This window comes from Kocuria gwangalliensis (assembly GCF_039544365.1).
Lineage (GTDB): Bacteria > Actinomycetota > Actinomycetes > Actinomycetales > Micrococcaceae > Kocuria > Kocuria gwangalliensis.
Genome location: NZ_BAABLN010000031.1, coordinates 41,331 through 66,441 on the forward strand (window position 1 = coordinate 41,331; position 25,111 = coordinate 66,441).

Sequence of the window (25,111 nt, forward strand, 5' to 3'; positions counted from 1 at the left end):
CCGGAACGTGGTGGAGTTCCGGTCCAATGCGTAGCGGAATCCTGTCTCAATGTCTGGCCCGTCCCAGCACTGTGCGATGTGACCCGTCGCTCATTAAGTACACCAGAATCGGCTGAGGAGAGGACATGTCGCTTCGGTGAGGACTCCCGCGTGGGTGACGCTGCGCAATGACGAACGCCTGAACCTCAGCCCACCCGGCGGGCGCGCAGGACGACGTCGTGGACGTGATGGGCCGAGGCCGCTCCGGCAGGGCGTTCCCTGCGCTCGTCGACCTCGATCTCCCACTCCGGAGAGGCGGACAGTGCCTCCAGGAAGTCATCGGTGCGGACGAAGGCCTCGTGATCGAAGGCTCGGGTGGACTCCGAACCCGCGTGGGACAGGGCCTCCCGGATGTCGCTCACGTCGTGGTTGATGATCAGCAGCCGCCCGCCGGGCGCCACCGCGTCGAGGAAGTTCGTCACGCCGCGCGCATCCGGGGTCCGTGGGATTGAGGCGTACGCGGCGGTGACCATGTCGTACCGGGTTCCGGCGAAGGGGTTGGTCGCGTTGGCGTCGGCCTGCAGGGTCTCCACCGGCACCGAGCGCCGCTGCGCCTCCGTGCGAACACGATCAAGGGCCAGCGCGGAGATGTCGCTGGCGGTGACCCGCCAGCCCCGCTCAGCGAGCCAGAGAGCGTCCCCGCCCTCGCCGGCCCCGATGTCCAGGGCGGTGCCCGGAACCAGACCTTCGACCTCGGCGACGAGGGAGCCGTTGGGGTTGCCGCTCCACTGCAATTCGCCGCTGTAGCGCCCGTCCCAGTCGGCGGCGTGGGCGACCGGGCGAGCCGCCGCAGCGAGGTCCTCCTGGGCCAGGTCGAAGCTGACCATTGCCCCGACCCTCGCACCGGCGGCCGCGGTGGGCAGCACTTGCAGCGTGGGCTCGGCGAGGGTGCCGGCCGCGTAGAGGCCCGGCACCGCCGTCGCCCCGGTGAGCGGATCCGCCTCGACGTAGCTCGCGACGCCGCTGGGGTGCTCGCTTGCAGTCAGGCCGAGGCCGGCGAAGGGTGCCACCCGGGCGTTCAGGCGGGTGCTGACGAGAACGGTGTCGGCTGGGACTTCGGTGCCGTCGGCCAACTGCAGGGCCCGTAGACGCCCCGAGTCGTCCTCGAGGATCCGTTGGACGGGGGTGGAGATCACCGGCACCCCCGCGGACCTGAGGGTCGCCAGCTGCGGATCCTCGGTGGGGAGGCCCTCGTGAATCACAACGGTGAACTGCTCGGTGAGCTGGCGCAGCAGAGGCAGGGCGTGCAGACCGGCGGGCGTGCTCACCAGGGCGACGATGCGTCGGTCCCGCGATTCATAGCCGTGACAGAAAGGGCAGTGGATGACCGAGGTGCCCCAGTGCTCGGCGAGGCCGGGGATCTTGGGAAGCTCGTCGGTCAGGCCGGTTGCCGCGACCACGCGCCGGGCGCGGAGCACGGGACCACCGGTCAGCTCGACGCGGAAGCCCTCGCCCTGGCGGGCGACGTCGACGGCTCGTCCGGTGAGGACCTCCGCGCCGTAGGAGCGCACCTCGGCGCGGGCGATCCGCAGGAAATCGGCGGGGGCGCGCCCTTCGTGGCCGAGGTAGCTGTGCATCGCGGCGGCCGGCGCATTGCGCGGCTCCCCGGAGTCGACCACGATCACCGAGCGCCGCTGCCGGGAGAGCTGCAGTGCCGCAGCCAGACCGGCGGCGGAGCCGCCGATGATCGCGACATCGGCGTGGCGCGTGATGGCGGGAAGGGCGGGGTGCGGCTCGGCGCTCGAGGCACCGCCGTGGTCGTGGGCCCGGTCGGCGCTGGGCTGGTCTTCGGGGTGCTGCTCGCTGTAGGTCATGGGTCGAGAATAACGAGAGTCGCGTATACTGCATAATACCTTGCAGAATTCGCAAAATCCTCCTCGAATGAATAGGAGACACCTCATGTCCGAAATCGAAGCGCTCGTGCGCACCCGGCTGCGCAGCCTGCGCCACGCCCAGTCCCTCTCCCTCGACGACCTGGCCGAGCGCTCCCACCTCAGCCCCTCGACGATCAGTCGCATCGAGACCGGTAAGCGCGCGATCAGCCTGGACGTCCTCCTTCCGCTGGCGCGCGCCCTGCGCACCGACGTCGAGACCCTGCTCGAGGACGACGCCGACGACGACGTCGTCATCCGTCCCGAGCCGAGTCGGGAGGGCTCGCGCACCACCTGGATGCTTTCCAAAGCGACCGGCACCATGAAGGCCCTCAAGGTCCGGCTCGAGGTCGTTTCCGAGGTTCCGAAGCAGCGGGTGCATCCCGGTCACGATTGGTTCTTCGTGATGGAGGGAAGGGTCCGCCTGCTGCTGGGGGAGCGCGCGGTCATTGTTGAGGCGGGAGAGGCCGCCGAATTCGCCACGATGACTCCGCATGCCTTCGTGGCCGAAGGGGGACCCGCCGAAGTGATCATGATCTTCGATCAGGAGGGGCACACCGTGCATCGACAAGACGGCGAGGACTGAGAGGCCACCGGGCCCGCGGGGAGATCCTGAGGGAGGATTTCATCGAGGACTACGGGATCACGCAGAACAAGGTGACCACATCGGATCAACGAGACCGTGCATGGAAAGTGGGGGATCACCGCGGACACGGCGATCCGCTTGGCGAACTACTTCGGCACGTCCGGGGAGTAGAGCCCTGCACGCTCGTAGGACCAGTCGATGGGTGCGCACACAACATTCCTCGTTGCCGCGGCGGGCTCGGACCTCGTCGAGCGCTGACTCAACGATTTGGCCGCGCCTGCCAGGCGGCACGTATCCATTCAAGAGCGCGGGCGCGCTCGGCCTTGAGCCATTGCGGGTAGATGTGGACGGGGAGCGCCGTTCTGTATCCGAAGGGCACGGTGACGGCAAGGCCCACTACCACCTCGGCAATCACTCCGGTGGCTGTCATAGCACTGTGAATTCCCGGGAGGGCGAGGGGCCCAGCGACGAGTGCCAATTGCGCAAAATACGGCACTAACAAGAGAGCGACGATCTCGTTGTGCCAGTACGGTTGGCCGAGTTCGTCGATCCTGCCGGGCCGGACCCACCACCGTACGGCGGACGACCCGCCCCGGCGGGACCATAGGGCCAGAAGCTTGAGCGCGAGTGCCAGATCGAAGAATCCCAGCGTCCTAGTCATGCCCAGTACTTACCACGGCCGCGTCGGTGTCGAACCGGAATCCAGCACGGGCATCATTAAGCCGATTTGCGCGTCGCATGATCTCGCGGTCAGTTGCGAGCTCATGGTGATGCTGGTTGGTGCATGGGGCCGGCCCCGGCTTGACGCCGGTAAACAGTCGATCGAACGGGGCAAGAGGCCTAAAGAGGACCCGCTGGGCCAGCGCCTGCTCGTCTTGCCGAACGCCGTAGCACCATCCTGGCCGCCCGGCAGCATCGACCCACGTGCAAGAACTTAATAGCCATTGAGCTGAAAGCCCCAGGTGTGGGAACGTAGTGGAGTTCCGGTTCAACGTGTAGTGCCTTACCTCCGGGAAAAAGTTCGAGGATCACGCAACTTGAACGCCGCAGTGAGTGACCTCAGCGACAGTGAAGCCAGCCAGACTGCGGCGCGTGAGTTGAAAGGCCATCAATGATCAAATCAGCGAATCAGTACCCGGTGCACACGCTTTTCAGTCATGAAGGCAACGTGTCATACCGGATCCCGCCCTACCAGCGCGAATACTCCTGGTATAAGGCCCATTGGGAAGATCTGTTCGAAGATCTCATTGAGGCCGACGGCGCGCACTTTCTGGGTACCATTATCACGCTTGACCAAACCACAGACACACTCAAAGGTAACGTCCTGCACGTCATCGACGGGCAGCAGCGCCTGACGACTCTGACCTTGTTGCTAGCTGCCGTGTACTCGGTGCTCAGGGAGCACATCGATAACCTCGACGACGACACTCAAACGGACGTCACCAACCTTGGCCGGCAGCTGGTACGGAAGTCCGATCAACAGCCGCGAGTGACGCCGCAGAAGCAGGGGCACAACCTGTCTGACTTCCGCCAAGTTCTTGAGCAGGCTGGCCTGCCAGTGGAGGGCGAATGGAAACCATATTTCCCCAGCCGCAGGATTTCTAAGTGCTTCCACTACTTCCGGTCCGCGATCCAGATGCTCGCCGAGAACGAGGGGATTTCCGAGCCGGAGGCGGCGCTACGAGTGCACGAGGCGACCTTGCAGGCCGTCATCGTGAAGATTGAGGTCGCCAGTCATGCTGATGCGTTCGTACTGTTTGAGTCCCTCAATAACCGCGGCATGCCACTCTCGCCAGTAGACCTGATCAAGAACCACCTTCTCGCCGAGTCGGAGAAGAAACAAATCATGGAAGTCGACGAGGCGTTCAGGCATTGGAACGACATGCTGACGAATCTCGGTGACAGCTACTCCACCCAAGAACGGTTCTTACGCCACTACTACAACGCGTTCAAGTCTGAACTGCCCGACGTCGCTAGCGCCTCGGTCGCGACGAAATCCAACTTGATCAGGGTCTACGAGACGCTCCTGGGGCGGGACCTCGAGCGTCTTGTGGGCATGCTGGTGGCGGCAAGCAAAGTCTACGGGCGTATCAACTGCGTGGTCGAGCTTGATCAACCAACATCGCTCGACCGATCGTTCCAACGTCTTATGCGCGCTCAGGGAGCGCCGTCCTACGTGCTCCTCATGTGGCTGATGTCGAAGCAGTCCGAACTAAAACTGACCGACGCGCACATCGAGACTGTCGTTGACAGCCTCACGAGCTTCTTCGTCCGTCGCAATCTAACGGGTTACCCCCAGACCTATGCCCTTGCGAAGCTGTTCATGACGACCATCGATGCGGTGGCTAATACTCGTGGTGACGAGGTGCTCGAGGTCATTGGCGAGAAACTGACCACGGCCTCAGCATCCGACGCTGAGTTTCGCGCCCGCCTCCTCGGACGCATATACGAGGAAAACACCGACGTTGCCCGGTTTGTCCTTGCGACGTTAGCTGAGGACGCCATGACTAGGGAGACTCGAGTCGACTTGTGGCGGCAGGAGAAAGGCCGCTTCGTCTGGACAATTGAGCACATCCTCCCGCAAGGTGAGAATCTGCCAGCCGCGTGGAAGGAAATGCTCGGGGGCGAGGAGATCGCCGCCCAGATTCAAGAGGAGCACAAGCACAGGCTTGGCAATCTGACGATAACTGCATATAACAGCAATCTCGGCAATAAATCGTTCACTGAAAAACGTGACCGCCAGGACCCCAGGGGCAGGCATATCGGCTACCGCAACGGACTGTCACTGAATGCTGATCTGGCCGTGAAGGAGTCTTGGACTCCTGACGATATCCAGAATCGCACGGAACACCTGACGACAAGGGTAATAGGCCGCTTCCCGCTGGCCGTTCTAGAACGTAACTCTGACAACAATAGGTTGGAATTTAGATTGTCGACCTGATTTCTAAGGAGCAGAACCTGTTCACCTACACTTGCTCGAACTAGGAGTGAGTTTGACCAGCCAGGCGCTGCACAAGGCAAAACGCACCACACCAAGATTCCGTTGCCGTTGCGTCCGCCACTACCTGCTCGGTGACCCGCACTCCTTATGGCGGTTGACCCCGGCACGAGTACGTCCCGCCCGCGACGGGGCCGCCGCATCCCGTAACTACACCGCACCGGCCGCAATGGCCATGGTCAGCGGCAAGCTCGCGAGGCCAAGCAGAAGGAGCAGCTCGGTCGGTTCAGTGCGATGCAGCAGCCAAAACCCGAATCCCGCCACAAGCAGGGCGGGGGCCAGCGCGAGCCCCGCCGTGGTCGAGAGGGCGAAGCTCCCGGAACCGATGGCGAAACCCAGTGCCATCCCGATGTTGGTCGCCGACCATACAACCACCGCCAGCAGGACTACGCCGAGGGGGTCGTGCAGGTAGTCGTTCCACAGGCCCGAACCGTCCGCGGACGCCGGGCCGACCAGGCGCCACGGCAGAACGGCGAGCGCGATGCCGATCCCGGTGAGCGGGCCGGTCAGCAGCGCGCCGGTTATCGCACCGGTCCGGGTGGCCCGCTTCGTCCCGATTTGTGCGACGGCCACCGCGATGGTGGCGATCCCGATCGCGATGAACCCGCCCGCCGGGGCGCCGTCGCGGTCCATCCGGCGCTGTTGGCTATCGAGCACGAGCCCCGTGTTCAACAGCAGGAATAACGCCGTCACCGCGACGGTGAGGACCAGGGCGACGCCGACGGCGCGGGCGGCCGCTCGTCCGACCTCCCCGATCATCCGTCGAGCCGCTCGTCCGTCGGCGAGATAGGCCGGTCACCATGGACCCGGCCGAGTTTCCGGCGGCCGTTCATCGCGCCGCGGACCGGATCGACGTCGGCCCTTCCGCTGCACGGCGCGCCGGGACCCGCCTCGGTCGGCTTCTCAAAAGGCTCGTGCATCCTCGGCTCCTGATCGTCGGCACATTGCGGGCCGACACCTCGCCAGCACACGCCACGCTACCGATCGTGGTCCGCGCTGACCACCGTTGCGGGCGTCGGCGAACCCGCCCGGGGGAGATGTGCAGCGTTGGTGCCATGACTACGCCGCGCCGGAACACGGTGGCGCTCCGCTCTACCCGTGAAAGACCACATCGATGCCGGGATGAGTATGTCTGACACGGGTATTACAATGGATTCATGTCAACAGTGACGAAGCGGGATCTCAACCAGCGGACATCAGATGTGCTCGCGCAGGCTGCCGAGCTTGGTGAGGTGATCGTGACCGAGCGAGGAGAGCCCCGCTGGCGGGTGAGTTCCTACCGTGGCCAGGACGACGCGCTCGCCCGAGCCGCGCGGCAGGGACGCTACACGCCCCCGGCCTCAAGGCGCGTGCCGTGGCCCGAGGCCGTCGGCGGGCCGCATTACGAGTCCGAGGATGTCGACGCGTTGCTCGACGAGATGAAGGGTGACCACTGAACCATGAGCATCGTTTATCTGGATTCCTCGGTGGCGCTGCGTACGATCCTCGATGTTCCCGAACGCGTGCGGCTGCAGAAATGGCTGGATTCGCCCCATACGAACTTTGTGTCGTCGAGGTTGTTGCGGACTGAGGTAGCTCGCGTGCTGCGGCGCGACGAAAGGCCTCTATCGGAGGCGGAACCGCTGCTGAGTCGCGTGGGGCTGTTCGACATCTCTCGTGAGACGTACGCGGTCGCGGAGTCGATCGAGCGGCACGTCAAGGCGCTCGATGCCTTGCATCTCGCCACAGCCTTGTTGATCGGGGAATCGGTCACGGTTGCCAGTCATGACGCGAATATGAAGGCGGTGGCCGAGCATCTCGGTCTCACCGCGGTGGACCCCGTGGAATCCGGTTGATCGGGCTCGGAGAAGGTGAAGACCGTTGACTACCACTGACAAGATCACGCCACTGCGGTTCGCATGAAAGTCCGTAAGGTCCGGCCGGCCGATGTATCGGCACTGCAGCGTCTCATGCTGTCGAACCCCGGGTATGCGCGTCGCGTACAAGGTGGCGCAGTTGGCGCGTATGCTGCGCGAGAAGTGCTTGCTGCGCTGCCGCCCGGTGTCGAACGCGATCAAAAATGGGGCCTCGGGGTGTGGGAGGGTGACCTCCTGGTGGCGTTCGCCGACGTGATCGTCGGATGGCCCGACCCCTCGTCTGCGCACATCGGTCTGCTGATGACGGACGGCGCGCGAGAAGGGCAAGGCCTCGGGCGTACGTTGCACAAGGCCATAGTGCAGGAGCTCCTCGAACTGCGGACGGTCGAGACGCTGCGGTTGTCGATCGTGGATACGAATGCCGCGGTGGCGGAGCCCTTCTGGATCAAGATGGATTACTCAGCCACCGGTGAAGCAATTCCGTACGAATCCGGAGCAGTATCGTCTACGGCGCGAATTTGGGTGCGGCCCACCAGATGAGCCGCTAACACCGAGTGGTACCATTAATTGGTACCACTCGACTCTGTGAAGGGAGTTTATCATGTCCATCAGTGCAAGCGAGGCGCGTAAGACCCTGTTCCCGCTGATCGAGCGGGTGAATGAGGACCGCGATGCCGTCGAGATCGTCTCCCGCAAGGGCAACGCCGTCCTTATGCCCGCCGACGAGTACGCCGCATGGCAGGAGACCGCGTACCTATTCCGTTCGCCGGCCAACGCCCGCCGGTTGCTCGATGCCTACGAGCGCGCCCGGGCCGGAAAGACCGAGGCCCACGACCTTGATCGAGCAGATGAGGACGCCTGAGTGCGTCTGGTCTGGGACCAGCTCGCCTGGGAAGACTATAAACACTGGCAGACGGCCGACCGAAAGACCCTCAAGCGCGTCAATGCGCTCATCGACGCCTGCCTCCGTGAACCGTTCTCCGGGATCGGAAAACCCGAGCAATTGAAGTATGGAGCGCAAGGTTCGTGGTCGCGGCGCATCACCGACGAGCATAGATTGGTCTACCTCCTGGATAACGAGGACCTCGTAATCCTGCAGGCCCGCTACCACTACTGAGCCGGGTCACTCGATATTCGAGCACGCGGTGGGATTTAGGTTTACTGTTTCGCATTGTCGACGTTCGGCAGTAAGCAGTGGGGGGGGTGATGAGACCGTCCCGCATTGGGAGGACCAAGGACCAGTTGCCGGTTTGCTTCGGATGGACGGTGGCCGAACCGGGGGAGGGTGGAAATTGTTGACTAACGCCGACGAAATCGCGCCAATAGGTGGGGGACCGCAGCCCATCCTTCGGCGGCCGCACCGAGCGGATGCGTCTGACGTACTCGACGCGTTTCGTTCGAACCCGGACATGGCCCGCCAGGGCACGGTGACCGACGGCGCTGAGGCCGAGCGCTACCTCGGTCGCCTCCTCGACGATGACTCGACTCATGAACCGTGGGGGATCGCTCTCGATGGACGCCTCGAGCTGGGGCACCGCGTCAACAACCCGACATCCGGCGCCGTCGCCCGATGTGCGGGTTTCCGTAAGGAGGGGACGGAACGCGGGAAGTTCCTCATCAACGGTGAGCGCATCGACGTGGACATCTACGGGCGGCTACGGGCCGATCCGTTCCCGACGTTCGAACCGATTTCGAAGCTCACGACGTCGGTCATATCGTCCTCAGCGAGGTCGGGGTAGTGGGTGTTCAGTGCCTGATGCAGTTCCGCCAATGACGCGAAGCCGTCACGTCGAGCCTGCTCCACGGTGAGCTCGCGGTAGCTGGTCTCAACGACAGAGGTGACAGTCGCATCGATCGTGACCACTTCGCCGTTGCCCTTCTCAAAAACAATCTGGGCGGGCCCGGGGTGAAAAGGGTCATCAATGCGAATGGTCTGGCGTTTGGAACCGTCGCGGATGCTCGCCTCGTAGCCCTCCCACATATAAATCTTCTGCGGCTGCTCAACCGCATTCCAGTCATAGGCGTAGGGCAACAGTTCGGAGACCGGCACGGCCTTGAGACCACTGCTGTCTCGAACGACGCACTGAATCGCTGGGTCGAGGTTGAGTAGCTCTTGCCGGCATTTTCCGCACGGGGAGATCACCCGCCCGGTGGCCCCGTGGACAGTCGTTATGGCGCTGATCGGGTCGTCAGGGCAAGCTGCCGCGTGATGGGAGAGCGCGGAATTTTGTCCACACTGTCCGCCAAGGACGTGAGAGGTCTTGAGCCCGAGAACCGTACGCCCCGAGCGCGTGAGGAGAGCGGTTGCAACCGTGTGGTCGCTATTGTCGTTGTCGTTGACGGCATGAGCGGTAGCCGCCTTGACCAGGTCACGGAGGGAGTTGGTAAGCACGAATCCAACCTAGCAATAGCGTGTTGGGCCTCGCAGATTCCCGGCGTGCTGCGCAACAGCGCTGGTCATTCTCCCGTCGGACGCTGCCGGTTCGCCTTGATCTCGGAACGTCGGTGTTTGCCCGCGAGCCGACGGCGCTCGGATCCGCGGGTGCGCCGGGTGGCCCGGCGGGCGGGAGGAGGAGTCGCCAATGCGTCCCGCAGCATCTCGGCGAGCCGCTGCCGGGCGAGGGCTCGATTCCGGATCTGCGCACGCTGCTCGGACGCCTCGACGGTGAGGACGGTACCGGAGAGCCGGTGCGCGAGATTCTGTATCACCCGTCGCTGCTGCGAGGCGCTGAACACGCTCACACGCGCGAGGTCCACGGACAACTGCACCTTGCTATCGGTCGTGTTGACTCCCTGCCCTCCCGGGCCGGATGAGCGAGCGAATTGCTCCGTGAGATCCGCAGCGGGGATGGTTAATCCGTTGGGGATCCCGGGGCCGGGTTCAATCTTTAGTCCGCCCATGTCATGAGCCCGGGCATCGGTGTTCCGGCGGATATGACTCGCTTCTTCTGGAGGAGAGGCGCCCCCGGATCCAGAAGATCGAGAGATATTTGCCCATTGACAAAGTATAGGTGGCACTTTGGCGAGTTGTTGTTGAGCGCCACTCAGGGGCAGAAAACGAAATCCTTGGCAGCACGGAAAATTTCAAGCCCGAGTCCCGGTCTCCACATCGTCCCTTGTGAGTGACCACCTGAGGTGGAAGGGTCACGCATTATCCGAAGGGAAATAACCAGTCAAGATGGCTGACTGGGATTTTTCGGGACTTGATGATCGGCTCATTTTCAATGATCTCCGGTGCAGCGCCTAAAGATGTGGACCATTGTCGAGGTTATATCACGGGATATGATCAAGGCATGGTGAATCAAGTGCGCGAGCTACGTGAGGCCGCCGGCCTCAGCCAGGCCGAACTCGCCAGACGGTCCGGGGTCGCCCAGCCAAACATTGCCGCTTACGAATCAGGACGGCGGAGGGCGTCGACTCAGATGTTCCAGCGCCTCCGTGCAGCCACAAGGTCACTTCCACATGATGCTCTTGCGGCCCACAAGCATGAACTCGTCAATTTAGCTGGCAACTATGGGCTGAGCAACATTCGGGTTTTTGGGTCAGCCGCTCGAGGAACGGATGGGCCCGACAGCGACCTGGACATATTGGTCTCCCGCTCGGCAGGTGTCGGGCTCCTGGCAATCGCTGCCTTCGCGGCCGAGGCCAGTGAGTTACTCGGTGTCGAAGTGGACGTTGTGACTGACGGTGGACTGTCGGCTGATCACGAAATCCTGTCCGCAGCTATCGCGATATGAATATGCGTGATTCCCAGGCTCTGAGGGAAATTATCCGGCTGTGCGGTGTGGGTGAGAATCTTGTATCGCGTGGCCAGGCTTGGTTTCAGGGGGATCCCGACAACGTGCCTGGACTGGCAGCGGAGTCTCTCATTATCAAGATCGGAGAGAATGTTGCGCGTCTGTCGCTCGAAACGACGCAGGAGCACTCCGGCGTGCCGTGGTCGTTGATCAAGCGTATGCGCGATCGCTTGGCACATCATGACGAGGGCACCGATCACGGTGCTGTCTGGGACACACTGGTCTTCGACCTGCCAACGATTCGTGACTATATCGAGTCGATCGTGGGGAAGTGACCTCGCACCTTTAGGTCATGTGTCCGCCCTCGCCGGTGAGTAACTGTTCCGCCAACGCCCGGGCATAAGCAGGTTCTGGTTTCCAACAGACGGCGATTTCCCACGCGAGCGCGGCTAGTTCCTCAGCTTCGGTGACTTTCAGGTCAAAGAGTGGATCGTCCACACGGGCCTCATCCCAATCGATCAGCACGCACTCACCCTCAGCAGTGATGAGGGCATTGGCTGCACCCGGATCTCCGTGAATCACGCACCTGTCCCGGGGCTGAACCGCCAGCCATGCCCGCCGCACCTTCTCGGCAAGAGCACTCGGCATAGCTTCAAGATCGACGTCATTCGCTCCAGCGGGTATCGAAAGCAATGTTTTTGCCGACGCGGTATTGGGCCGCTGGGGCCACTCCGTTGTGCATTTATGGACTCGAACGAGTTCTGCTCGGATGGCAGCGGCGTCGTCCCGGGCCGCATGGCGGCCATGGACGAAATTCTGAACGTGCCAGCCCTTGACATGACGCCGGCCGTCATCAGCAGGAATTGTTCTGGGCACGCGACATTCGCGGGTGAGTAGATAATCAAGAAGGTCCAATTCCCAGCGCAGTGAGTCATCACTGCGGTCGGATCTACGAATCACAACCTCTTGGTCATCGAACCGGCCCCGGTAGACCTCGTTGCGGGCCCCACCTGTTAAGGAACCTTCTACGATTAGTCCCTTCCAAGCGCTTAAATCGGCCCCGCTGTCCATAGGCGCAGCCTAGCGGCGGCTACCTTGGCACCATGTCGTTCGTTGGAATCGACCTGGCCGCCGACGTGAAGCGCACGGGACTTGCCGTGCTTCGGTAAGGTGCGGGGAGCGTCGTCGTAGACCATGTCCGGGTAGGCGCGACTGATGGGGACCTCATTGACGCTATCCAGGTGGCTGCGCGCGTCGGCGTGGACGTTCCGTTCGGCTGGCCTGCCGGATTTGTGGACACGATTCAAGCGCACGCAAGGGGGACCCTTGAGGCCCCAACCAGCGCGGGGTCGGAATGGCGGCGGAACCTTGCTCTTCGAGCCACGGATAAGACCGTGCATCAACGCACGGGACTGACGCCGCTGAGTGTTTCCACTGATCGGATTGCCTATCCCGCGTTGCGGTGGGCGGGGATCGAGGCCAGCCTTCGCGACATGGGTACCGAGGCCGCTCGAGATGGCGCAGGTGTGCTGTGCGAGGTTTACCCGGCGGCCGCGTTGAAGTTGTGGGGTTTGCCGTACCGCGGATACAAGGGGGCAAAGAATTCCGCGCAGCGTGCGGCGCTGGTGGACTTGTTGTCCGAAAGGCTTCCCTGGTTGCAGTGGAATGGGCACCGCGATGTGTGCGCGGCTGATGACAATGCCCTGGACGCGGTCATTGCAGCTTTTGTAGCCCGAGAAGTCGAGAGAGGCCGGTGCGAACCGCCACCGACCGAGCTTGCGAACATCGCCAAACGCGAGGGGTGGATCTGGCTGCCGGGTGGTGAGCCGGCCAGCCCAGCGCGACCTACTTCCGCAGCGACTTCTCCAACGGAATGCTGCCGTCCTGCCAGGGCAGAACAGCCCAGGCCAGCAAGTACGCCGCGATCCCGATGACGGGCAGCAAGAACGACAGCAGAACCAGCAGCCGGACCACCCACACGTTGACGCCGAATTGGCGGGCGATGCCTCCACCGATACCAGCGACAAGTCGTTGGGGGCCGCGTCGAAAGCCGAGGTTACGCATGGAATCGAAAAATGAGTTCATGCCGTCAACACTACGCATTCCCACGTGCTGCCACGGTGGTGACGACCCTGGAATCTACTGAGTGCACCTGGAACTTTGTTCACCGGGCGAAGGACTGAAGGCACAAAATCGGCCCGTGCGAGCCGTTGATGTCGGAAGCGCGCTCTACCGTAGAGCTCATGAATCAACCCGATCTGGCCCACACCGTTTCGAGCAGGTAATGGTTGCGCTCGAAGTCCGCACCCCGCGCAGCATCAGTCTGCCGACCGCCCGGCGCATTGCCCTGGCGGCACAGGGGTTTCTGGACCCGCGGCCGGAGCCAGGTAAGGTCACCAGCCGTCATCTGCAGCGAGTGATCAATCGAGTGGGCGTGGTCCAGATCGACTCGGTCAACGTGCTGTCTCGCAGTCACTACCTGCCGTTCTTTTCCCGCCTGGGTAGCTATGACAGAGCCAAGCTGGATCAATTCCGGGATCGCGAACCGCGGCGGCTCATCGAGTACTGGGCTCACGAGGCCAGTTTGATCCCGCCAAGCACCTGGCCCTTGCTGGAGTTCCGGCGAGAACGGGCCAAGCATGAAGCCTGGGGAGGCATGCGCCGCATCCAAGAGGATTACCCGGACCTGGTGGACGCGGTTCTGGTGGAAGTCAGCAGACGCGGCCCCATAACCGCCCGAGAATGCGACGCCGCCATGACGGTGGACATTCCCCGTCGCGAAGGTGCCTGGGGCTGGAACTGGTCTGCCGTCAAGAGCGCCCTCGAGTACCTATTCTGGTCCGGCGACATCACAAGTGCAGGACGAAATGCACAGTTCGAACGCACCTATGTTCTGCCGGAGTGCCTCCACCTGCCCCGGGAGCCAGTGGATTCGGAGGTCGCGCATCTCGAGTTGGTGCGCATCGCCGCACGCGCCCACGGCATCGGGACGGCCCGGTGCCTCCGTGATTACTTCCGGCTGGGGGCGGCCGACACCAACCGCGCCCTGGCATCCTTGGTGGCCTCCGGAGACTTGGAGATCGTGACGGTCCCCGGCTGGTCGGATCGCGTGTACCTGGACACCTCGGCTCGCATTCCCCGGAAGGCTCACGTAGAAGCCCTCCTCAGCCCCTTCGATTCACTGATCTGGCAGCGGGAACGCACCGAAGCATTGTTCGGCATGCGCTATCGCCTGGAGATCTATACCCCGGCCCACCAGCGCATCCATGGCTATTACGTGTTGCCGTTCCTCTTCGGGGACACGTTGGTAGCCCGGGTGGATTTGAAAGCGGACCGGGCGACCGGACGACTTCTGGTGAAGCGGTGTACCTGGGAACCCGACGCCCCGCCCGAGGCCTTTTCCGCCCTCCAGCATCACCTGCAAACTGTGGCGCGGTGGTTGGGGCTCCACGACGTCGCGCATCACCAGCCGGGCGCGCACTAGGGGAAGAATGAAGTCATGCCTGAACTGCCCGAGCTGGATGCAGCCGTCGATCAACTCAGGGAACGCCTGATGGGGCATTGCCTCCGGACGTTACGCGGTCGTTCATCTCGCCCTGGCTGGTTGGCTCAAACTCGGGGCAAGCGACGCCGGGGATAGATCCCCGGCCAGGACCGGCCCGTTGGCCATCAGGTTGAATTTCGACGACGGCGCTCGCCTGGATTTCACGGAGCAGGGCAAACGTAAGGGCATGGCCCTGTGGATCACCGACGATCCGGAATCTTGTGAACGGGTCCAGCGATTGGGCCCGGAAGTCGACGCCGTGTCCTTGGACAACTTCGCTGAGATGCTCAGCGCAACGTCCTCACGGTTGAAGACCGTCCTCACGGACCAGACGACCATGGCGGGGATCGGCAATGCCTGGTCGGATGAAGTCCTGCATCGCGCCAAACTTTCTCCGTTTGTCGCCGCCAATAAGTTGAATACCAACCAGGTGGGAGCACTCTACGAGGTACTGGGTGACGCTCGTACCGCGCTGGCCGAAGTGTCCTACGTGGGCCGCCTCAGCGTGTGGGCCGTGGCCGGCTGCAGGGGTGCGGTGAACTCAACTCTCGTGACGGAAACCCACCTTGATGGTGACCTGCCAATCTGCGACTTTGCCGTCCTTGATGTGCCCGCGGACGGACTGAACCTCAAACCAATCCAGGTTCCGCAGTGACTTGGCGGCCTCAGCCAGCGCGTTTGTGATGGCGGCGTCACTGCCTTCCGGCGAGGTGCCGACGATTTCGGTGATGTTGTACACGTTGTTGGCCATGGTTCCTCCAAAGGTGGATGCCGCCGCCGCAGACCGGCGAGTTGTCGCGTATGTAATGCATGTCACACTACCGGGCGGACTTGGGCAATTGAAGAATCAGCGGCGGAGTCTGAGGAGAGGAAGCCGCAGAAATATGGCGTGCGAGACGCTTTTCCCTCACACCACACCGGGTGTCGCGCGGGGTTGGTTCTACGACATAGATCCGCCCTGGCTCATTGCCCATGGAGAGCTCGGCTCCCCACGCAGCCGCGTCCAGCGTTTCCGTGATGTAGACGTGACGGGAAGTCCGCCCGGCTTCAAAATTGGAGGAGTATCCAGGAGTCAATAAGTCTCCCGGGGCGAGCTGGGCCTTGGTCCCATGAAGGTAAGTTCCTTCCCGAAACACGACGAATGGAGCCGGTTGAGCAATCATGAGTTTTCCTCTCATCGCGAGACGAGCAACAGCAGCCCGGAAAGTTAAGTGACACCCAGAACCACAGTAGAACCCGCGGCCTCCTGAGGGCACTTACCTCACCTCACGTCAATGAGCTACTGCTGCCACGGCGTATCTTGAGCGTTACCCACTGACCGAGATGAGGCGGAAGCTCCATGAAACAGCCGGTATTCGATGCTCACATGCACCTCGTGGACCCCGCATTCCCGCTCGTGGAGAACGAGGGGTACCTCCCGGACCCGTTCACGGTGGCCGACTATCGGAAACGGACAGATGAACTGCACATTGCAGGGGGCGCGGTGGTGTCAGGGTCGTTTCAGGCCTTCGATCAGGGTTACTTGATTGAGGCACTCAAGCAGCTGGGTCCCACTTTTGTCGGCGTCACGCAGATCCCTGGGGCCACCAGTGACGAAAAGATTCTTGAGCTGCACGAGGCCGGAGTGCGTGCGGTTCGATTCAACGTGTTCCGCGGTGGTTCGGCGTCCCTCGGCGAACTGGACCGGCTGGCTCGACGGGCTCACGATTTGGCGGGCTGGCACGCGGAGCTCTACATCGACGCGCAGAAAATCGACGATGACCTGGCGCGCACCGTCACCGCCTTACCAGCAGTCAGTATTGACCACCTGGGCCTGACGGCGGACGGGCTCCCGAATCTGCTGCGCCTGGTCGAACGGGGCGTGAAGGTCAAGGCGACAGGTTTCGGGCGAATAAAGATGGATCCGGCCACCACCATTCGCGCCATTATGAGCGTGGATCCCACGGCTCTCATGGTTGGAACGGACCTCCCTTCCACGCGGGCTGGGCGTCCCTTCCGGGATGAGGACTTCCAAACGATCCAGCAGACCCTCGAGACCGAAGGTTTCACTCCGAACCAGGTGGCAGCCGTGTTCTGGGGCAACGCCGCGGACTTCTACCTAAGCGTGGCGCGTCAATAGTGGGTCCTAAGACCCTTCTCACTTTCCCCCGCTCACTCCGATGGCCCCACCCACGGTGACCACCACGGCGTCGGCGCCCGCGATTGCCTCGCGCACCACGGCAGGGTCCGTCGCGCTGCCGACGACGCTGCGCACGCCCGCGGGTACGTTGCCACTGCGAGACAAGACCGTGACCTTGTTGCCGGCCTCGAGCGCCGCTGCGCCCACGTATGCTCCGGTGCCCTTGGAGCCCCCGATAATCGTGACCTTCACGGTGTCCTCTTCCCGCCAATGAGTTTCCTGTAAGCACCTGGCGTTCCATGAGCGTTTACGAGGAATCTGAAGAAGCTCGGCGGCGCACCATGTGGCCCCAGGAGACCGGAACATGTCATGCGCGCCGACCGCACGCCGAATCTGTAAGACTTGAAGCACAGCCGAATGAAGGGAAGATCATGGAAGACTCACCGAAGACTCAGCCCACCAACCCGCAGAAGAGCACCCCGTGGGGGCTCATTGTGATCATGCTCGGGTTTTTCTTGGCTCTGGCCATGGTGATTGGCGTTGGCGTCGTGTCGCTGGATCTCGGACTCGGCGGCTGATAAGCCACGTAAACCCATTACGGCGGGCGGTTACCTTCAGCGCGAAGGTGACCGCCCGCCAGCGTCCGAACGTGAAGACGTATACCGATTCAAGACCCCCGGGGGCGTGCTCGCACCACAATGACATCGATGTCTGTGTGAGTTTTCCGTTCTACTTTGTGGACCGGTCCAGGGCTATGCGAACCAGGGCGAGAGCCGCCCGCGACCGATTATGTGGCCTCGCGGCATTCTGCTGGGCACTGGAATCTATCCTCAATCGAATTTTCCGGATGGCCTATAGGGTTAGCAATCAAACGACGAAATAAATTGGATAATTAGGCACTATATGATGCTTAGATAATGTGAGGACTCATTCGATTAATGAGCAAAAAATTTCTTTAACTGAGCGGCCTGTAGACTCAACTTATATATTTCGTCACTGCAGCCTGACCGTGAAGTGAAGATAATAATAAATCCATTCGATCGCTCATTGCCGAAGCGCAGTCCTTGAGTAATTCCAAGTAATTGAGGGCGTCTCCAAGCGATAGCGGGTCGAAGTCCCCCTCATTCCCGTGTACGGCATTATCACGAATGTTCTTGAGGGATTTTAGTCGTTCGCCGTATCGTGAAAGCGGGCCTCTGTTTAGATCACTGTCTCCAAATATTTTGAATAATTCATTAATCTTCTTAGGGTCAATACTGGTAACGGCTCTCTTAATCTGGCGTCTAGGCAGGAATCTTTCTTCAATTACTCTTCCACTGTTCATGAACGCAGCGGTTTCCATGACCCGCTGCATTGCGATCCAGTCTCTTGAGGGATCTCTACCTTCTCTTAGATTTTTTAGATGGTCCGCAAGAACGTATCCCCTGAAATGGCTTTCAAGTCTTGAGCATGGAAGTTGATTCTCGATCAAATTATCAAGGGACTCATCCGACAAATCTTTGATGAACCCTTCGAAATATGAAACTATTAATACCGTACAAGATCTTGCCAGTGTTGAATTCGAAAAGGGTCTCCTTTTTTCATGACTGATCGGACTGTGTGTATCGACTTCGGGTGCAACATGCCTGAGTAGTGCATCCACCTCATCTAGACGCCCAATAAAATCGTTTAATGCCGTCATGCCATCGGAGCCTCTCGCCCAACCACGTCTAGGACATCTACTCTTACCTCGAGGCTTTGCTCCATAGCCAGCCCAATTATGCGAATACGCTCGAAAACTCGCTTCCGATCTGCGGTAGCTCGACCAAGGGTATCTCGTAGTCCTGTATCTTTTAGTGCGTTCTGTATCAGCCCGCCTGCGCCTTTGGCCTTCGCAAGTGATTCCCTGTTGGTTGAGGCCAGGCAAATCATGACAGCATCAAATAGGGCTTTATGAACTGTGTTGTGAGTGATTCCGTTGCGATCTGGGACCTGGAATGCTCTCTCCCCGAACGTATCTACCGCGGTATTTACGCAGTCCTTAAAGAGTGCGATTTCGTCTTCAGTGAGCGCTAGACGTCGTCTGTCCCGCATATATTTATTAATGAACTGGGATAATGGCGGACGATAATCATTCAATTGGTCTTTCAGGGCGAAAAATCTTAATACTAGTTCTGCGGGTACCATTCGACGGCGCCCACTCGAACCTACCAGATGATTCAGCTGATCGTAATCGCCAAGTTCTTTAATCGAATCATTAAATGGGCCTCTGTAGACGCAATTTCTGATTTCTTGGGCTGTTAATACAGCAACGTTAGTGTTGAGGCGTTCGAAAACATCGAATTTTATGTCCGGATGAGAATCCATGGTGATGGCAATACACCGAATGGTACGGTTGGCTAATCGCCTCTGGTCCCGAGGGCTTAATTCATTATATTTCTTGCCTTTAATCTCCTTCAGAACCGTAATTCCAGTCAGAGGAAATTCGTCGGCCAGGAACCGTTTGAGCGTTGTCAGTCTTTGGAGGCCATCAATCACTTCAAAACTGAAGTCGTCGTCTTCGGCTATGTAAACTACGGGGATTGGCACATTGAGGAGAAGGCTTTCGATTAACCTTGATGCCTTTCCATCATCCCAAACGTACTGTCGTTGGTACGTCACATCTAGCCGAATTCCACCTCTCTCAATCTCGTCTACTAATTGACGAATTGAGTAATCGTAAGGTTGTGTCACGAGTTTACGATCGCCCTCTAGGTCCAAAGGTGCGGATTCCGTTTTTTCTTGCTCGTCGTATGCAAGGCCTTCGGCGATTTCATTCACCACTGTTTCGGCGTGGGGGCTGGGTGATTCTTTCAAGGAAGTCTTTTCTCTGTCTGAGCGCAGATCTCGCCTATATGCGAGCAGTTGCGACCTAGGGAACTTAGCTAGTACGGGTCGTAAATATTACTCTACCTCTAGCCAGAAACTATTTCAAGGAATTCGTTCTGTCGAATTGTTATATTTGAGTAGGTGGCGGCTTGCTCTCAAGCTGCCAGGCACCGTCAGGTTCATACCTAACGTCTTGTATCTTCGCGCAATCGATTCCTTTCAGATGTGCAACGACTGCATTGGTTGCGTGTATGAGTATGCGCAAGCCATTTTTATCTTCGGACGGGAATGCGCTACTGGTTCATTCCTTCTACTTTGTAGACCGGTCCAGGGCCACGCGCACCAGGGCGGAAGCCAAGCGCGGCAGGTTCTCGGGCGATACGAGCCCGGCCAAGGCATCCGGACCGTCCGGCAGGCTCAGTTTCCGCGCGCCGTCCAGGGCCTTCTTGTCGAAGTACGGCGCCATGACCGGCCACACGCCCTGAACCTCGCGGGCAAAAATGGCCGCGCCCGTGGGCCCGATTCCGGGGAACTCTTGGAGCCGTTTCAATATCTCCTCGGAGTCCTGCGAGTCGTCCCGCAACCGCCTCAGGTCCCCGGCGTAACGGTCGAGGAGGAGGGCGGCGCCGTCGCCGAGCATGGTGGAGGTGCGTTCGTCGTATCGGCGGTACCCGCCGCGGCCGAGCGCGTTCACGCGCTGCTGCCACGTGGCGGCACGCATTTTCTCGGGAGTGCTGAATCCGCTGTCCGTCAGCTCACGGGCGGTGGCCACGGCAATCCCCGCGCTTATTCTGGTGGACAGCAGGTTGGCCAGCACCAGTAGCTGGTACAGGGGAGCGGGGGTGTCCTTGAGGCCGATGCCCGCTTCCTGCGCGTACGTGCGACCGCGCTCATCCAGTAAGTCGTCGATGATTTCCCGGTGGCTCATGGGGTTAAACCTTCTTCCCTGGCTGGAGCACAAGAATATCCACAGGTGGCCGCGTAGGGTCAGCACCATGATGAAACGTGTTTCGCTCAGGGGGATGTTGCTGAGGCATACGCCGCTCATCGTGGTGGAGGCAGTGTTCGTGATGTCGTTCCTCGGAGACATGTCCCGGGGAGATGCTGAGAACGCCTTCCTGGCCATGGGCTTGTTTCAGGTATCGCTCACGCCCCTGGTCGTTGAAGCCATTGGGCGGATATGTATTCCCCTGTACTTGCAGCTGCTTTACGCCATCCTGCTGTTCACCGGCGGATACATGGGGAGTTATCAGCGCTTCTACGACGTGTGGGAACCGTGGGACACCGTCGTCCACTTCTATTCGGGCGTCATGATCGCCCTCTGGGCGGACTACATCCTGCGCTCCGTCATGCGGAAGCATAGTTTTGTCATGCCCCGCTGGCTGCACGCGACGGTGATTATGTCGTTCAGTGCCTTGGTCGCCATGCTGTGGGAAATCGGGGAGTTCGCGGCGGATCAGACGATGGGCTCACGGGCGCAGATCGACAATTACGACACCATGGTCGACATGATCACCGGGACCCTGTCCGCTCTGATCGTGGCCGTCATCCTGGCGTGGAGGGCTCCCCGGCGGCGGCCCGCTGAGGGAGAATCGACACATAATTCAACCCCTTAGGGACAGTCATGGACCCGATCACACGAGCCCTTTCCCGGATCAACCGAACCGACTTCCTACCCGTGGAAACTCGCGAGTCCGCGTCCGTGGACGCTCCGCTGAGTATCGGGTACCAGCAAACCAATTCACAACCCAGCACGGTGAAAGCCATGCTCAAACTATTGGCCGTGCACCCCGGTCATCGTGTGCTGGATGTGGGCGCTGGATCTGGGTGGAGCTCGGCGTTGTTGGGCTCCCTGGTGGGTGATCAGGGTGAGGTGATCGGCGTCGAACGCATCCCCGAACTTGTCAGCATGGCCCGAACCGCCAACGCCCAACAAAATGAGCCGTGGGTGCACATCAGGCAAGCCACCGACGGTGAACTCGGAGCCCCGAGGGACGCACCCTTTGATCGCATCCTCGTCTCGGCCATTGCCGAGGCCCTCCCCGAACAGCTTGTGGAGCAACTGGGGGAGGGCGGCATCATGGTCATTCCGGTGGCCGGCGACATGCTACGTGTGCGCCGAGGCCGCCGGGGCCTGAAGATCACCCGCCACGGGCACTTCAGATTCGTACCGCTCCGCGAGGACTAGACCCCGCCGGCGAACGGTGGCAGGGAATCGCCTACTCGATCACGCCGCACGCCAGACGGCTTCCCGCGTCACCGGTGGACTGAGTGTCCTCATCGGGACCCGTCGCGGCATACCGCTCAGGGATGTTGGCGTAGTTGTCCGGGCCGGAGTGAATCATGAGCGCGGAACCGTTGTCGTCCATCAGGTTCTCGGTGGTGAGCCGATCCGTCTGGAACGTCAGCTTGGCTTCCCCGGACTCCATGACCAACAAGGCGGGCAGGTCACCGGCGTGCTCGGGGTGCCGGGCGTCATCTCCACCCAAGTGACCGCCCGCGGACAGGAAGGCCCCGGTTTCGGACGGGTCATCGGGAGCGGAACTCTCCGCCTCGCACACACCGTTCGCGTGCACGTGCAAACCGTAATACCCGGCTTCCAAGCCGGACAGCTCCGCGGACACGACCATGGCCTGGTCATCGTCCTCCGCTGGGGAGAACTCGACGGTGCCGAGGTCTTCGCCCTCGGCATTTTGAACAGTCGTGGTGGCCACGGGTTCGGACGACGCCGACGACGCCGCCGCACTCGTTTCCTGCGCGCCAGTTTCCTCCGCGGCCCCACCGCCCCCGTCACTGCCGCAGGCAGCCAGGGTCAACAACCCGGCGATGCCGAGAAAGGCCATGCCCGTGCGGGTTCGAGAGGTTTTTTTCATGGAGGTGGCGGCCGGGTCGGTGGTATTGGCCGGGGAAGTCAGGTCACGCTCGTTCATGGCATCTCCTCATCGTGGGTCCGCTGGGCCGGCGCGTCCGAGAGATGATGCCGACCGTTCTACGGTGTGGCATTTCCACGGTACACATGACGTGGGTCACATGGGAATGAAGTGATGGAACGTCATGGCTTATTACACCTGGTCGCGCGCCCTTTCCCTGGATCCGGGGGACGCAGTGAGCCTCCGCAGGATCCTTAACCGAATCGTGACCGCCAACGGGCCCGTATTTGCATATGCTAACTCTCACCAGGGCAGTCGAGGGCCGCCGTTGGCTGCGGTGGACCACATGCCACAGGACTACTCGCCAAGCGAGGGCTCATCATGGCCACACCCACCCCCACCTCCCAGAATCTTCCCGAGCCGGGCTCGGTCGAGTACGCCGACCTGGCCCAAACCGGTAGTGCCCCGCCACTGCCCGCGGCGCCCGGTGTCAGCCTGGCCCCCGTCGAACCGGACACTGCCGAAGAATCCGACGCATTGGAGGAGCCGCCCCGCGAACCCGCGCGGGAGCGGACGCCGTCGGCAGAGAAATCGAGCCATCCGAACATAAGGCCACCCGCCGGATTTCCGTGGTGGCCACCGCGACCGGTGCCGTTGCCGGGCATCGACTCGGGTCTCGGGCTGAAGAAGTTCCGCGATCGGCTACCGCAACCCCCCATTGTCCGGGCGTGGCGCCGGCCGGAGGACAGTCCCATTCGCGTCCGTGCCGAACTCGCACCCGTCCGATTCCACGCCGATATCCCGCCCGCCCAGGCATGGACCTACGAGGGCGGCTTGCCCGGACCCACGATCGAGGTGCGCCGGGACCGTTCCGTGCGCATTGATTGGGAGAACGGGCTGGAACGGGACGGCCACGCATTGCCCCTGCCGTACGACGTCGTTCGCGTGCCAGAATTGCCCCCGTTGCCTCCCGGGCAGCCCGGGGTGAACGCGGACTTCCGCGCGGCGGCGCTTCCGGGCGGGCGGGCCACGGCCAAGGGCCCCGGTGAGGACTCGTATCCGCGATTGGCCCACACCGCCGAGCTCACCGCTGCCACGGTGGTGCACCTGCACGGGGCCTTGACCAATGGACACAACGACGGTTGGGCGCACAACGTTGCGTTGCCCGGTGGTGTCACACGCTGCACCTACCCGAACCGACAGGAGGCCACCACGCTCTGGTACCACGATCACGCGATGGCCGTGACACGGTTCAACGTCTTTGCGGGCCTCTCCGGTTTCTACATCATTCGTGACGACCAGGAAGCGAGGCTGCGGTTGCCGTCGGGAGATCGGGAACTGTTCCTGGGCGTTGCCGATCGCAATCTGGAATCAGAACCGAACGCCCCGGCCGGAACCATGAGGTTCACCGGCCGAGCCCTGTACAAACAGGCCGGGTTCACCGGAGCCACCGGAATCAAGGGCGAGATCCCCGTGACGGCACCGTTCACCATGGTCAACGGCAAAGTCTGGCCCACCAAGGACGTGGACGCGTGCTGGTACCGATTGCGGCTGCTCAACGGCTCGAGCTCGAGGATTTACCGATTGTCGGTGCACGACACCACGGACGAGAAATTCACCCCGGGAACGGCGGTTACCAGTACGGATCCGGCCTTCGGCGCTCGCCGCAAGAGCAACGCCCTGGTGGTGATCGGGACGGATGGCGGTTTGCTGCCCGCCCCGTTCACACCGCAGGACGGGATCATTGAAATGGGCCCAGGTGAACGAGTGGATGTGCTCGTGGATTTCTCGACGTTCCGGGGCCGCACCCTTGAGGTGCGCAATGAGAACGGCACGGCCCTCAATGCCCAGCCGGGCCAAGTGGAGGCCAGCGTCATGCAGTTCCGTGTGGACGGCCGCCGGGTGTTCGACCGCTTCAAGCTCCCGGCCGTGCTCAACGGCGACTATGTGCGGTATCGCCACACGGATGACGGCACGTTGATCATTGGTGACAAGGTGATCGACCATCACGGGCACGCGTGGGTCGCCGTGGTTCCTCCCGGCATCAGGGGCGCCGTGCACCCCGAGATGTGGGAGCTGAGACAACTTGAGGAGGGTGAGGACCCCGGCGCCACGGATGTGATCCGGTTGACCCGCGCGGATGGTCACGTGCTGACGTTCAAACCCGCGGCCACGTTGTTCGACGACACGTTGACCATCAGGTTCTCGGAGGGCGACTGGGCCGTGTGGAACATCGTGCACCTGGGCGGTCCTGCGCACCCGATGCACATCCACATGACCGAGTTTCAGATGCTCAATCGGTGGCAGTGGCCACTCGGGCCGGGTGGGGCACTGCCGGGCTTCGATCCGGCAACGGCTTCGACACCCAACCCACTACCGGTACCGGGGCCCGGGCGGCCCATAACGCCCCAGACCGCGGGCATGAAGGACACGTGGGTTGTGCAACCGGGGGAATGGGTGCAGGTCCTGGGCGACTTCACCGGGGCCACCGGCAGTTTCATGTACCACTGCCACATCCTGGACCACGAGGACCACACCATGATGCGACCGTTCACGGTTCTGCCCAAGAGCATCATGGCCTTTCACGATGTCCACGGTGGCGTTCACCACTAGGGCCGCTGTTCAGGAGGGCGCCGCGCGCTTA

At 61.6% G+C, this 25,111-nt stretch carries 31 protein-coding genes and 3 pseudogenes; 19 read left to right on the forward strand and 15 right to left on the reverse strand.

Annotation, left to right across the window (positions count from 1 at the left end; genetic code table 11):
- Window positions 1-185 precede the first annotated feature (185 nt).
- Window positions 186-1,853 (reverse strand): bifunctional NAD(P)/FAD-dependent oxidoreductase/class I SAM-dependent methyltransferase, encoded by a 1,668-nt coding sequence (locus ABEA06_RS09770; protein ID WP_345311370.1) that lies wholly within the window; start codon window positions 1,851-1,853, stop codon window positions 186-188.
- 85 nt (window positions 1,854-1,938) lie between these two features.
- Here ABEA06_RS09770 and ABEA06_RS09775 point away from each other — a divergent pair, with 85 nt between their 5' ends.
- Both ABEA06_RS09775 and ABEA06_RS14580 read left to right on the forward strand, forming a co-directional pair.
- On the forward strand, window positions 1,939-2,496 hold the full coding sequence (locus ABEA06_RS09775) for a helix-turn-helix domain-containing protein (RefSeq protein WP_345311371.1): 558 nt from the start codon (window positions 1,939-1,941) through the stop codon (window positions 2,494-2,496).
- A pseudogene (locus ABEA06_RS14580) lies at window positions 2,493-2,664 on the forward strand (helix-turn-helix transcriptional regulator); the annotation flags it as partial. The gene ABEA06_RS09775 and the pseudogene ABEA06_RS14580, both read left to right, overlap by 4 nt.
- Window positions 2,665-2,755: 91 nt before the next feature.
- Here ABEA06_RS14580 and ABEA06_RS09780 read toward each other — a convergent pair.
- Window positions 2,756-3,157 carry a hypothetical protein gene (locus ABEA06_RS09780; RefSeq protein WP_345311372.1) on the reverse strand — a complete coding sequence of 134 codons (402 nt, stop codon included), beginning with the start codon at window positions 3,155-3,157 and terminating at the stop codon, window positions 2,756-2,758.
- On the opposite strand from ABEA06_RS09780, the gene ABEA06_RS09785 reads away from it, so the two are divergent.
- Together ABEA06_RS09785 and ABEA06_RS09790 are read left to right on the forward strand one after the other, a co-directional pair.
- Complete coding sequence (locus ABEA06_RS09785; protein ID WP_345311373.1) at window positions 3,156-3,434, forward strand: hypothetical protein; 279 nt, start codon at window positions 3,156-3,158, stop codon at window positions 3,432-3,434. The genes ABEA06_RS09780 and ABEA06_RS09785 overlap by 2 nt on opposite strands.
- A 173-nt stretch (window positions 3,435-3,607) precedes the next feature.
- Window positions 3,608-5,437, forward strand: a complete 1,830-nt coding sequence (locus ABEA06_RS09790; protein WP_345311374.1) for a DUF262 domain-containing protein — start codon at window positions 3,608-3,610, stop codon at window positions 5,435-5,437.
- Window positions 5,438-5,644: 207 nt separating this feature from the next.
- Here ABEA06_RS09790 and ABEA06_RS09795 read toward each other — a convergent pair whose 3' ends face one another.
- Both ABEA06_RS09795 and ABEA06_RS09800 read right to left on the reverse strand, forming a co-directional pair.
- A complete protein-coding gene (locus ABEA06_RS09795) occupies window positions 5,645-6,253 on the reverse strand; it encodes a hypothetical protein (protein ID WP_345311375.1) in 609 nt (202 codons plus the stop codon).
- Window positions 6,250-6,414, reverse strand: coding sequence for a hypothetical protein (locus ABEA06_RS09800; RefSeq protein WP_345311376.1), 165 nt, complete (start codon window positions 6,412-6,414; stop codon window positions 6,250-6,252). Before ABEA06_RS09800 ends, ABEA06_RS09795 begins: the two co-directional genes overlap by 4 nt.
- A 237-nt stretch (window positions 6,415-6,651) precedes the next feature.
- On the opposite strand from ABEA06_RS09800, the gene ABEA06_RS09805 reads away from it, so the two are divergent.
- From ABEA06_RS09805 to ABEA06_RS09825, 5 genes are all read left to right on the forward strand, one after another.
- Entirely contained in the window at window positions 6,652-6,930 is a 279-nt protein-coding gene (locus tag ABEA06_RS09805; RefSeq protein WP_303382982.1) for a type II toxin-antitoxin system Phd/YefM family antitoxin, read from the forward strand.
- Window positions 6,931-6,933: 3 nt separating this feature from the next.
- A complete protein-coding gene (locus ABEA06_RS09810; protein WP_303382981.1) occupies window positions 6,934-7,329 on the forward strand; it encodes a type II toxin-antitoxin system VapC family toxin in 396 nt (131 codons plus the stop codon).
- A 63-nt stretch (window positions 7,330-7,392) separates the two neighbouring features.
- A complete protein-coding gene (locus ABEA06_RS09815) occupies window positions 7,393-7,890 on the forward strand; it encodes a GNAT family N-acetyltransferase (RefSeq protein WP_345311377.1) in 498 nt (165 codons plus the stop codon).
- 61 nt (window positions 7,891-7,951) lie between these two features.
- Entirely contained in the window at window positions 7,952-8,212 is a 261-nt protein-coding gene (locus ABEA06_RS09820; RefSeq protein ID WP_303382979.1) for a type II toxin-antitoxin system Phd/YefM family antitoxin, read from the forward strand.
- Complete coding sequence (locus ABEA06_RS09825) at window positions 8,213-8,467, forward strand: Txe/YoeB family addiction module toxin (RefSeq protein WP_303382978.1); 255 nt, start codon at window positions 8,213-8,215, stop codon at window positions 8,465-8,467.
- Between the two features lie 528 nt (window positions 8,468-8,995).
- Here the strand turns inward: ABEA06_RS09825 and ABEA06_RS09830 are convergent.
- Window positions 8,996-9,742, reverse strand: a complete 747-nt coding sequence (locus ABEA06_RS09830; RefSeq protein ID WP_345311378.1) for an ASCH domain-containing protein — start codon at window positions 9,740-9,742, stop codon at window positions 8,996-8,998.
- A gap of 65 nt (window positions 9,743-9,807) precedes the next feature.
- A complete protein-coding gene (arfB, locus tag ABEA06_RS09835; protein WP_345311379.1) occupies window positions 9,808-10,251 on the reverse strand; it encodes an alternative ribosome rescue aminoacyl-tRNA hydrolase ArfB in 444 nt (147 codons plus the stop codon).
- Window positions 10,252-10,556: 305 nt separating this feature from the next.
- On the opposite strand from arfB, the gene ABEA06_RS09840 reads away from it, so the two are divergent.
- Both ABEA06_RS09840 and ABEA06_RS09845 read left to right on the forward strand, forming a co-directional pair.
- Window positions 10,557-11,087 carry a helix-turn-helix domain-containing protein gene (locus ABEA06_RS09840; RefSeq protein ID WP_345311380.1) on the forward strand — a complete coding sequence of 177 codons (531 nt, stop codon included), beginning with the start codon at window positions 10,557-10,559 and terminating at the stop codon, window positions 11,085-11,087.
- A gap of 2 nt (window positions 11,088-11,089) precedes the next feature.
- On the forward strand, window positions 11,090-11,422 hold the full coding sequence (locus ABEA06_RS09845; RefSeq protein WP_345311381.1) for a HepT-like ribonuclease domain-containing protein: 333 nt from the start codon (window positions 11,090-11,092) through the stop codon (window positions 11,420-11,422).
- A 10-nt stretch (window positions 11,423-11,432) separates the two neighbouring features.
- On the opposite strand, the gene ABEA06_RS09850 is transcribed toward ABEA06_RS09845, so the two are convergent.
- On the reverse strand, window positions 11,433-12,158 hold the full coding sequence (locus ABEA06_RS09850) for a phosphotransferase enzyme family protein (protein WP_345311382.1): 726 nt from the start codon (window positions 12,156-12,158) through the stop codon (window positions 11,433-11,435).
- 155 nt (window positions 12,159-12,313) lie between these two features.
- On the opposite strand from ABEA06_RS09850, the gene ABEA06_RS09855 reads away from it, so the two are divergent.
- The gene (locus ABEA06_RS09855) at window positions 12,314-13,021 is read left to right on the forward strand and encodes a DUF429 domain-containing protein (RefSeq protein WP_345311421.1); all 708 of its coding nucleotides are present in this window, start codon (window positions 12,314-12,316) and stop codon (window positions 13,019-13,021) included.
- On the opposite strand, the gene ABEA06_RS09860 is transcribed toward ABEA06_RS09855, so the two are convergent.
- Entirely contained in the window at window positions 12,933-13,172 is a 240-nt protein-coding gene (locus ABEA06_RS09860) for a PspC domain-containing protein (RefSeq protein WP_345311383.1), read from the reverse strand. The genes ABEA06_RS09855 and ABEA06_RS09860 overlap by 89 nt on opposite strands.
- Window positions 13,173-13,371: 199 nt before the next feature.
- On the opposite strand from ABEA06_RS09860, the gene ABEA06_RS09865 reads away from it, so the two are divergent.
- A complete protein-coding gene (locus ABEA06_RS09865) occupies window positions 13,372-14,571 on the forward strand; it encodes a winged helix-turn-helix domain-containing protein (RefSeq protein WP_345311384.1) in 1,200 nt (399 codons plus the stop codon).
- 247 nt (window positions 14,572-14,818) lie between these two features.
- Window positions 14,819-15,073: pseudogene (locus ABEA06_RS09870) on the forward strand (Fpg/Nei family DNA glycosylase); the annotation flags it as partial.
- Window positions 15,074-15,172: 99 nt separating this feature from the next.
- On the opposite strand, the gene ABEA06_RS09875 reads toward ABEA06_RS09870, so the two are convergent.
- Both ABEA06_RS09875 and ABEA06_RS14585 read right to left on the reverse strand, forming a co-directional pair.
- Window positions 15,173-15,382 carry a dodecin gene (locus ABEA06_RS09875; protein ID WP_303383846.1) on the reverse strand — a complete coding sequence of 70 codons (210 nt, stop codon included), beginning with the start codon at window positions 15,380-15,382 and terminating at the stop codon, window positions 15,173-15,175.
- 181 nt (window positions 15,383-15,563) lie between these two features.
- Window positions 15,564-15,794, reverse strand: a pseudogene (locus ABEA06_RS14585) (NAD(+)--rifampin ADP-ribosyltransferase); the annotation flags it as partial.
- Window positions 15,795-15,970: 176 nt separating this feature from the next.
- Between ABEA06_RS14585 and ABEA06_RS09885 the strand changes: the two are divergent.
- On the forward strand, window positions 15,971-16,750 hold the full coding sequence (locus ABEA06_RS09885; RefSeq protein ID WP_345311386.1) for an amidohydrolase family protein: 780 nt from the start codon (window positions 15,971-15,973) through the stop codon (window positions 16,748-16,750).
- Window positions 16,751-16,768: 18 nt separating this feature from the next.
- Here ABEA06_RS09885 and ABEA06_RS09890 read toward each other — a convergent pair whose 3' ends face one another.
- Window positions 16,769-17,002 carry an NAD(P)-dependent oxidoreductase gene (locus tag ABEA06_RS09890; RefSeq protein ID WP_345311387.1) on the reverse strand — a complete coding sequence of 78 codons (234 nt, stop codon included), beginning with the start codon at window positions 17,000-17,002 and terminating at the stop codon, window positions 16,769-16,771.
- Between the two features lie 179 nt (window positions 17,003-17,181).
- Here ABEA06_RS09890 and ABEA06_RS09895 point away from each other — a divergent pair, with 179 nt between their 5' ends.
- Window positions 17,182-17,328: a hypothetical protein gene (locus ABEA06_RS09895; RefSeq protein ID WP_345311388.1), complete on the forward strand. Its 147-nt coding sequence runs from the start codon at window positions 17,182-17,184 to the stop codon at window positions 17,326-17,328.
- A gap of 398 nt (window positions 17,329-17,726) precedes the next feature.
- Here ABEA06_RS09895 and ABEA06_RS09900 read toward each other — a convergent pair whose 3' ends face one another.
- The 3 genes from ABEA06_RS09900 to ABEA06_RS09910 all read right to left on the reverse strand — a co-directional run bounded on the left by ABEA06_RS09900 (window position 17,727) and on the right by ABEA06_RS09910 (window position 20,525).
- Entirely contained in the window at window positions 17,727-18,431 is a 705-nt protein-coding gene (locus ABEA06_RS09900) for an MAE_28990/MAE_18760 family HEPN-like nuclease (protein WP_345311389.1), read from the reverse strand.
- Complete coding sequence (locus tag ABEA06_RS09905; RefSeq protein ID WP_345311390.1) at window positions 18,428-19,585, reverse strand: DUF262 domain-containing protein; 1,158 nt, start codon at window positions 19,583-19,585, stop codon at window positions 18,428-18,430. Before ABEA06_RS09905 ends, ABEA06_RS09900 begins: the two co-directional genes overlap by 4 nt.
- A 322-nt stretch (window positions 19,586-19,907) precedes the next feature.
- Entirely contained in the window at window positions 19,908-20,525 is a 618-nt protein-coding gene (locus ABEA06_RS09910; RefSeq protein ID WP_345311391.1) for an HhH-GDP family DNA glycosylase, read from the reverse strand.
- A 67-nt stretch (window positions 20,526-20,592) separates the two neighbouring features.
- Here ABEA06_RS09910 and ABEA06_RS09915 point away from each other — a divergent pair, with 67 nt between their 5' ends.
- Window positions 20,593-21,213 carry a hypothetical protein gene (locus ABEA06_RS09915; protein WP_345311392.1) on the forward strand — a complete coding sequence of 207 codons (621 nt, stop codon included), beginning with the start codon at window positions 20,593-20,595 and terminating at the stop codon, window positions 21,211-21,213.
- A gap of 8 nt (window positions 21,214-21,221) precedes the next feature.
- Window positions 21,222-21,785: a protein-L-isoaspartate O-methyltransferase family protein gene (locus tag ABEA06_RS09920; RefSeq protein ID WP_345311393.1), complete on the forward strand. Its 564-nt coding sequence runs from the start codon at window positions 21,222-21,224 to the stop codon at window positions 21,783-21,785.
- Window positions 21,786-21,816: 31 nt separating this feature from the next.
- Here ABEA06_RS09920 and ABEA06_RS09925 read toward each other — a convergent pair whose 3' ends face one another.
- A complete protein-coding gene (locus ABEA06_RS09925; RefSeq protein ID WP_345311394.1) occupies window positions 21,817-22,527 on the reverse strand; it encodes a superoxide dismutase family protein in 711 nt (236 codons plus the stop codon).
- 321 nt (window positions 22,528-22,848) lie between these two features.
- Between ABEA06_RS09925 and ABEA06_RS09930 the strand changes: the two genes are divergently transcribed.
- Entirely contained in the window at window positions 22,849-25,080 is a 2,232-nt protein-coding gene (locus ABEA06_RS09930) for a multicopper oxidase family protein (RefSeq protein ID WP_345311395.1), read from the forward strand.
- The last annotated feature ends 31 nt before the right edge of the window (window positions 25,081-25,111 follow it).

Bases quoted from the DNA above. Each gene is read 5' to 3' on its own strand.
- ABEA06_RS09770 (WP_345311370.1), bottom strand. From the start codon at position 1,853: ATGACCTACAGCGAGCAGCACCCCGAAGACCAGCCCAGCGCCGACCGG.
- ABEA06_RS09775 (WP_345311371.1), top strand. From the start codon at position 1,939: ATGTCCGAAATCGAAGCGCTCGTGCGCACCCGGCTGCGCAGCCTGCGC.
- ABEA06_RS09785 (WP_345311373.1), top strand. From the start codon at position 3,156: ATGCCCAGTACTTACCACGGCCGCGTCGGTGTCGAACCGGAATCCAGC.
- ABEA06_RS09780 (WP_345311372.1), bottom strand. From the start codon at position 3,157: ATGACTAGGACGCTGGGATTCTTCGATCTGGCACTCGCGCTCAAGCTT.
- ABEA06_RS09790 (WP_345311374.1), top strand. From the start codon at position 3,608: ATGATCAAATCAGCGAATCAGTACCCGGTGCACACGCTTTTCAGTCAT.
- ABEA06_RS09795 (WP_345311375.1), bottom strand. From the start codon at position 6,253: ATGATCGGGGAGGTCGGACGAGCGGCCGCCCGCGCCGTCGGCGTCGCC.
- ABEA06_RS09800 (WP_345311376.1), bottom strand. From the start codon at position 6,414: ATGCACGAGCCTTTTGAGAAGCCGACCGAGGCGGGTCCCGGCGCGCCG.
- ABEA06_RS09805 (WP_303382982.1), top strand. From the start codon at position 6,652: ATGTCAACAGTGACGAAGCGGGATCTCAACCAGCGGACATCAGATGTG.
- ABEA06_RS09810 (WP_303382981.1), top strand. From the start codon at position 6,934: ATGAGCATCGTTTATCTGGATTCCTCGGTGGCGCTGCGTACGATCCTC.
- ABEA06_RS09815 (WP_345311377.1), top strand. From the start codon at position 7,393: ATGAAAGTCCGTAAGGTCCGGCCGGCCGATGTATCGGCACTGCAGCGT.
- ABEA06_RS09820 (WP_303382979.1), top strand. From the start codon at position 7,952: ATGTCCATCAGTGCAAGCGAGGCGCGTAAGACCCTGTTCCCGCTGATC.
- arfB (WP_345311379.1), bottom strand. From the start codon at position 10,251: ATGGGCGGACTAAAGATTGAACCCGGCCCCGGGATCCCCAACGGATTA.
- ABEA06_RS09840 (WP_345311380.1), top strand. From the start codon at position 10,557: ATGATCGGCTCATTTTCAATGATCTCCGGTGCAGCGCCTAAAGATGTG.
- ABEA06_RS09845 (WP_345311381.1), top strand. From the start codon at position 11,090: ATGCGTGATTCCCAGGCTCTGAGGGAAATTATCCGGCTGTGCGGTGTG.
- ABEA06_RS09850 (WP_345311382.1), bottom strand. From the start codon at position 12,158: ATGGACAGCGGGGCCGATTTAAGCGCTTGGAAGGGACTAATCGTAGAA.
- ABEA06_RS09860 (WP_345311383.1), bottom strand. From the start codon at position 13,172: ATGAACTCATTTTTCGATTCCATGCGTAACCTCGGCTTTCGACGCGGC.
- ABEA06_RS09865 (WP_345311384.1), top strand. From the start codon at position 13,372: ATGGTTGCGCTCGAAGTCCGCACCCCGCGCAGCATCAGTCTGCCGACC.
- ABEA06_RS09875 (WP_303383846.1), bottom strand. From the start codon at position 15,382: ATGGCCAACAACGTGTACAACATCACCGAAATCGTCGGCACCTCGCCG.
- ABEA06_RS09885 (WP_345311386.1), top strand. From the start codon at position 15,971: ATGAAACAGCCGGTATTCGATGCTCACATGCACCTCGTGGACCCCGCA.
- ABEA06_RS09895 (WP_345311388.1), top strand. From the start codon at position 17,182: ATGGAAGACTCACCGAAGACTCAGCCCACCAACCCGCAGAAGAGCACC.
- ABEA06_RS09900 (WP_345311389.1), bottom strand. From the start codon at position 18,431: ATGACGGCATTAAACGATTTTATTGGGCGTCTAGATGAGGTGGATGCA.
- ABEA06_RS09910 (WP_345311391.1), bottom strand. From the start codon at position 20,525: ATGAGCCACCGGGAAATCATCGACGACTTACTGGATGAGCGCGGTCGC.
- ABEA06_RS09915 (WP_345311392.1), top strand. From the start codon at position 20,593: ATGATGAAACGTGTTTCGCTCAGGGGGATGTTGCTGAGGCATACGCCG.
- ABEA06_RS09920 (WP_345311393.1), top strand. From the start codon at position 21,222: ATGGACCCGATCACACGAGCCCTTTCCCGGATCAACCGAACCGACTTC.
- ABEA06_RS09925 (WP_345311394.1), bottom strand. From the start codon at position 22,527: ATGAACGAGCGTGACCTGACTTCCCCGGCCAATACCACCGACCCGGCC.
- ABEA06_RS09930 (WP_345311395.1), top strand. From the start codon at position 22,849: ATGGCCACACCCACCCCCACCTCCCAGAATCTTCCCGAGCCGGGCTCG.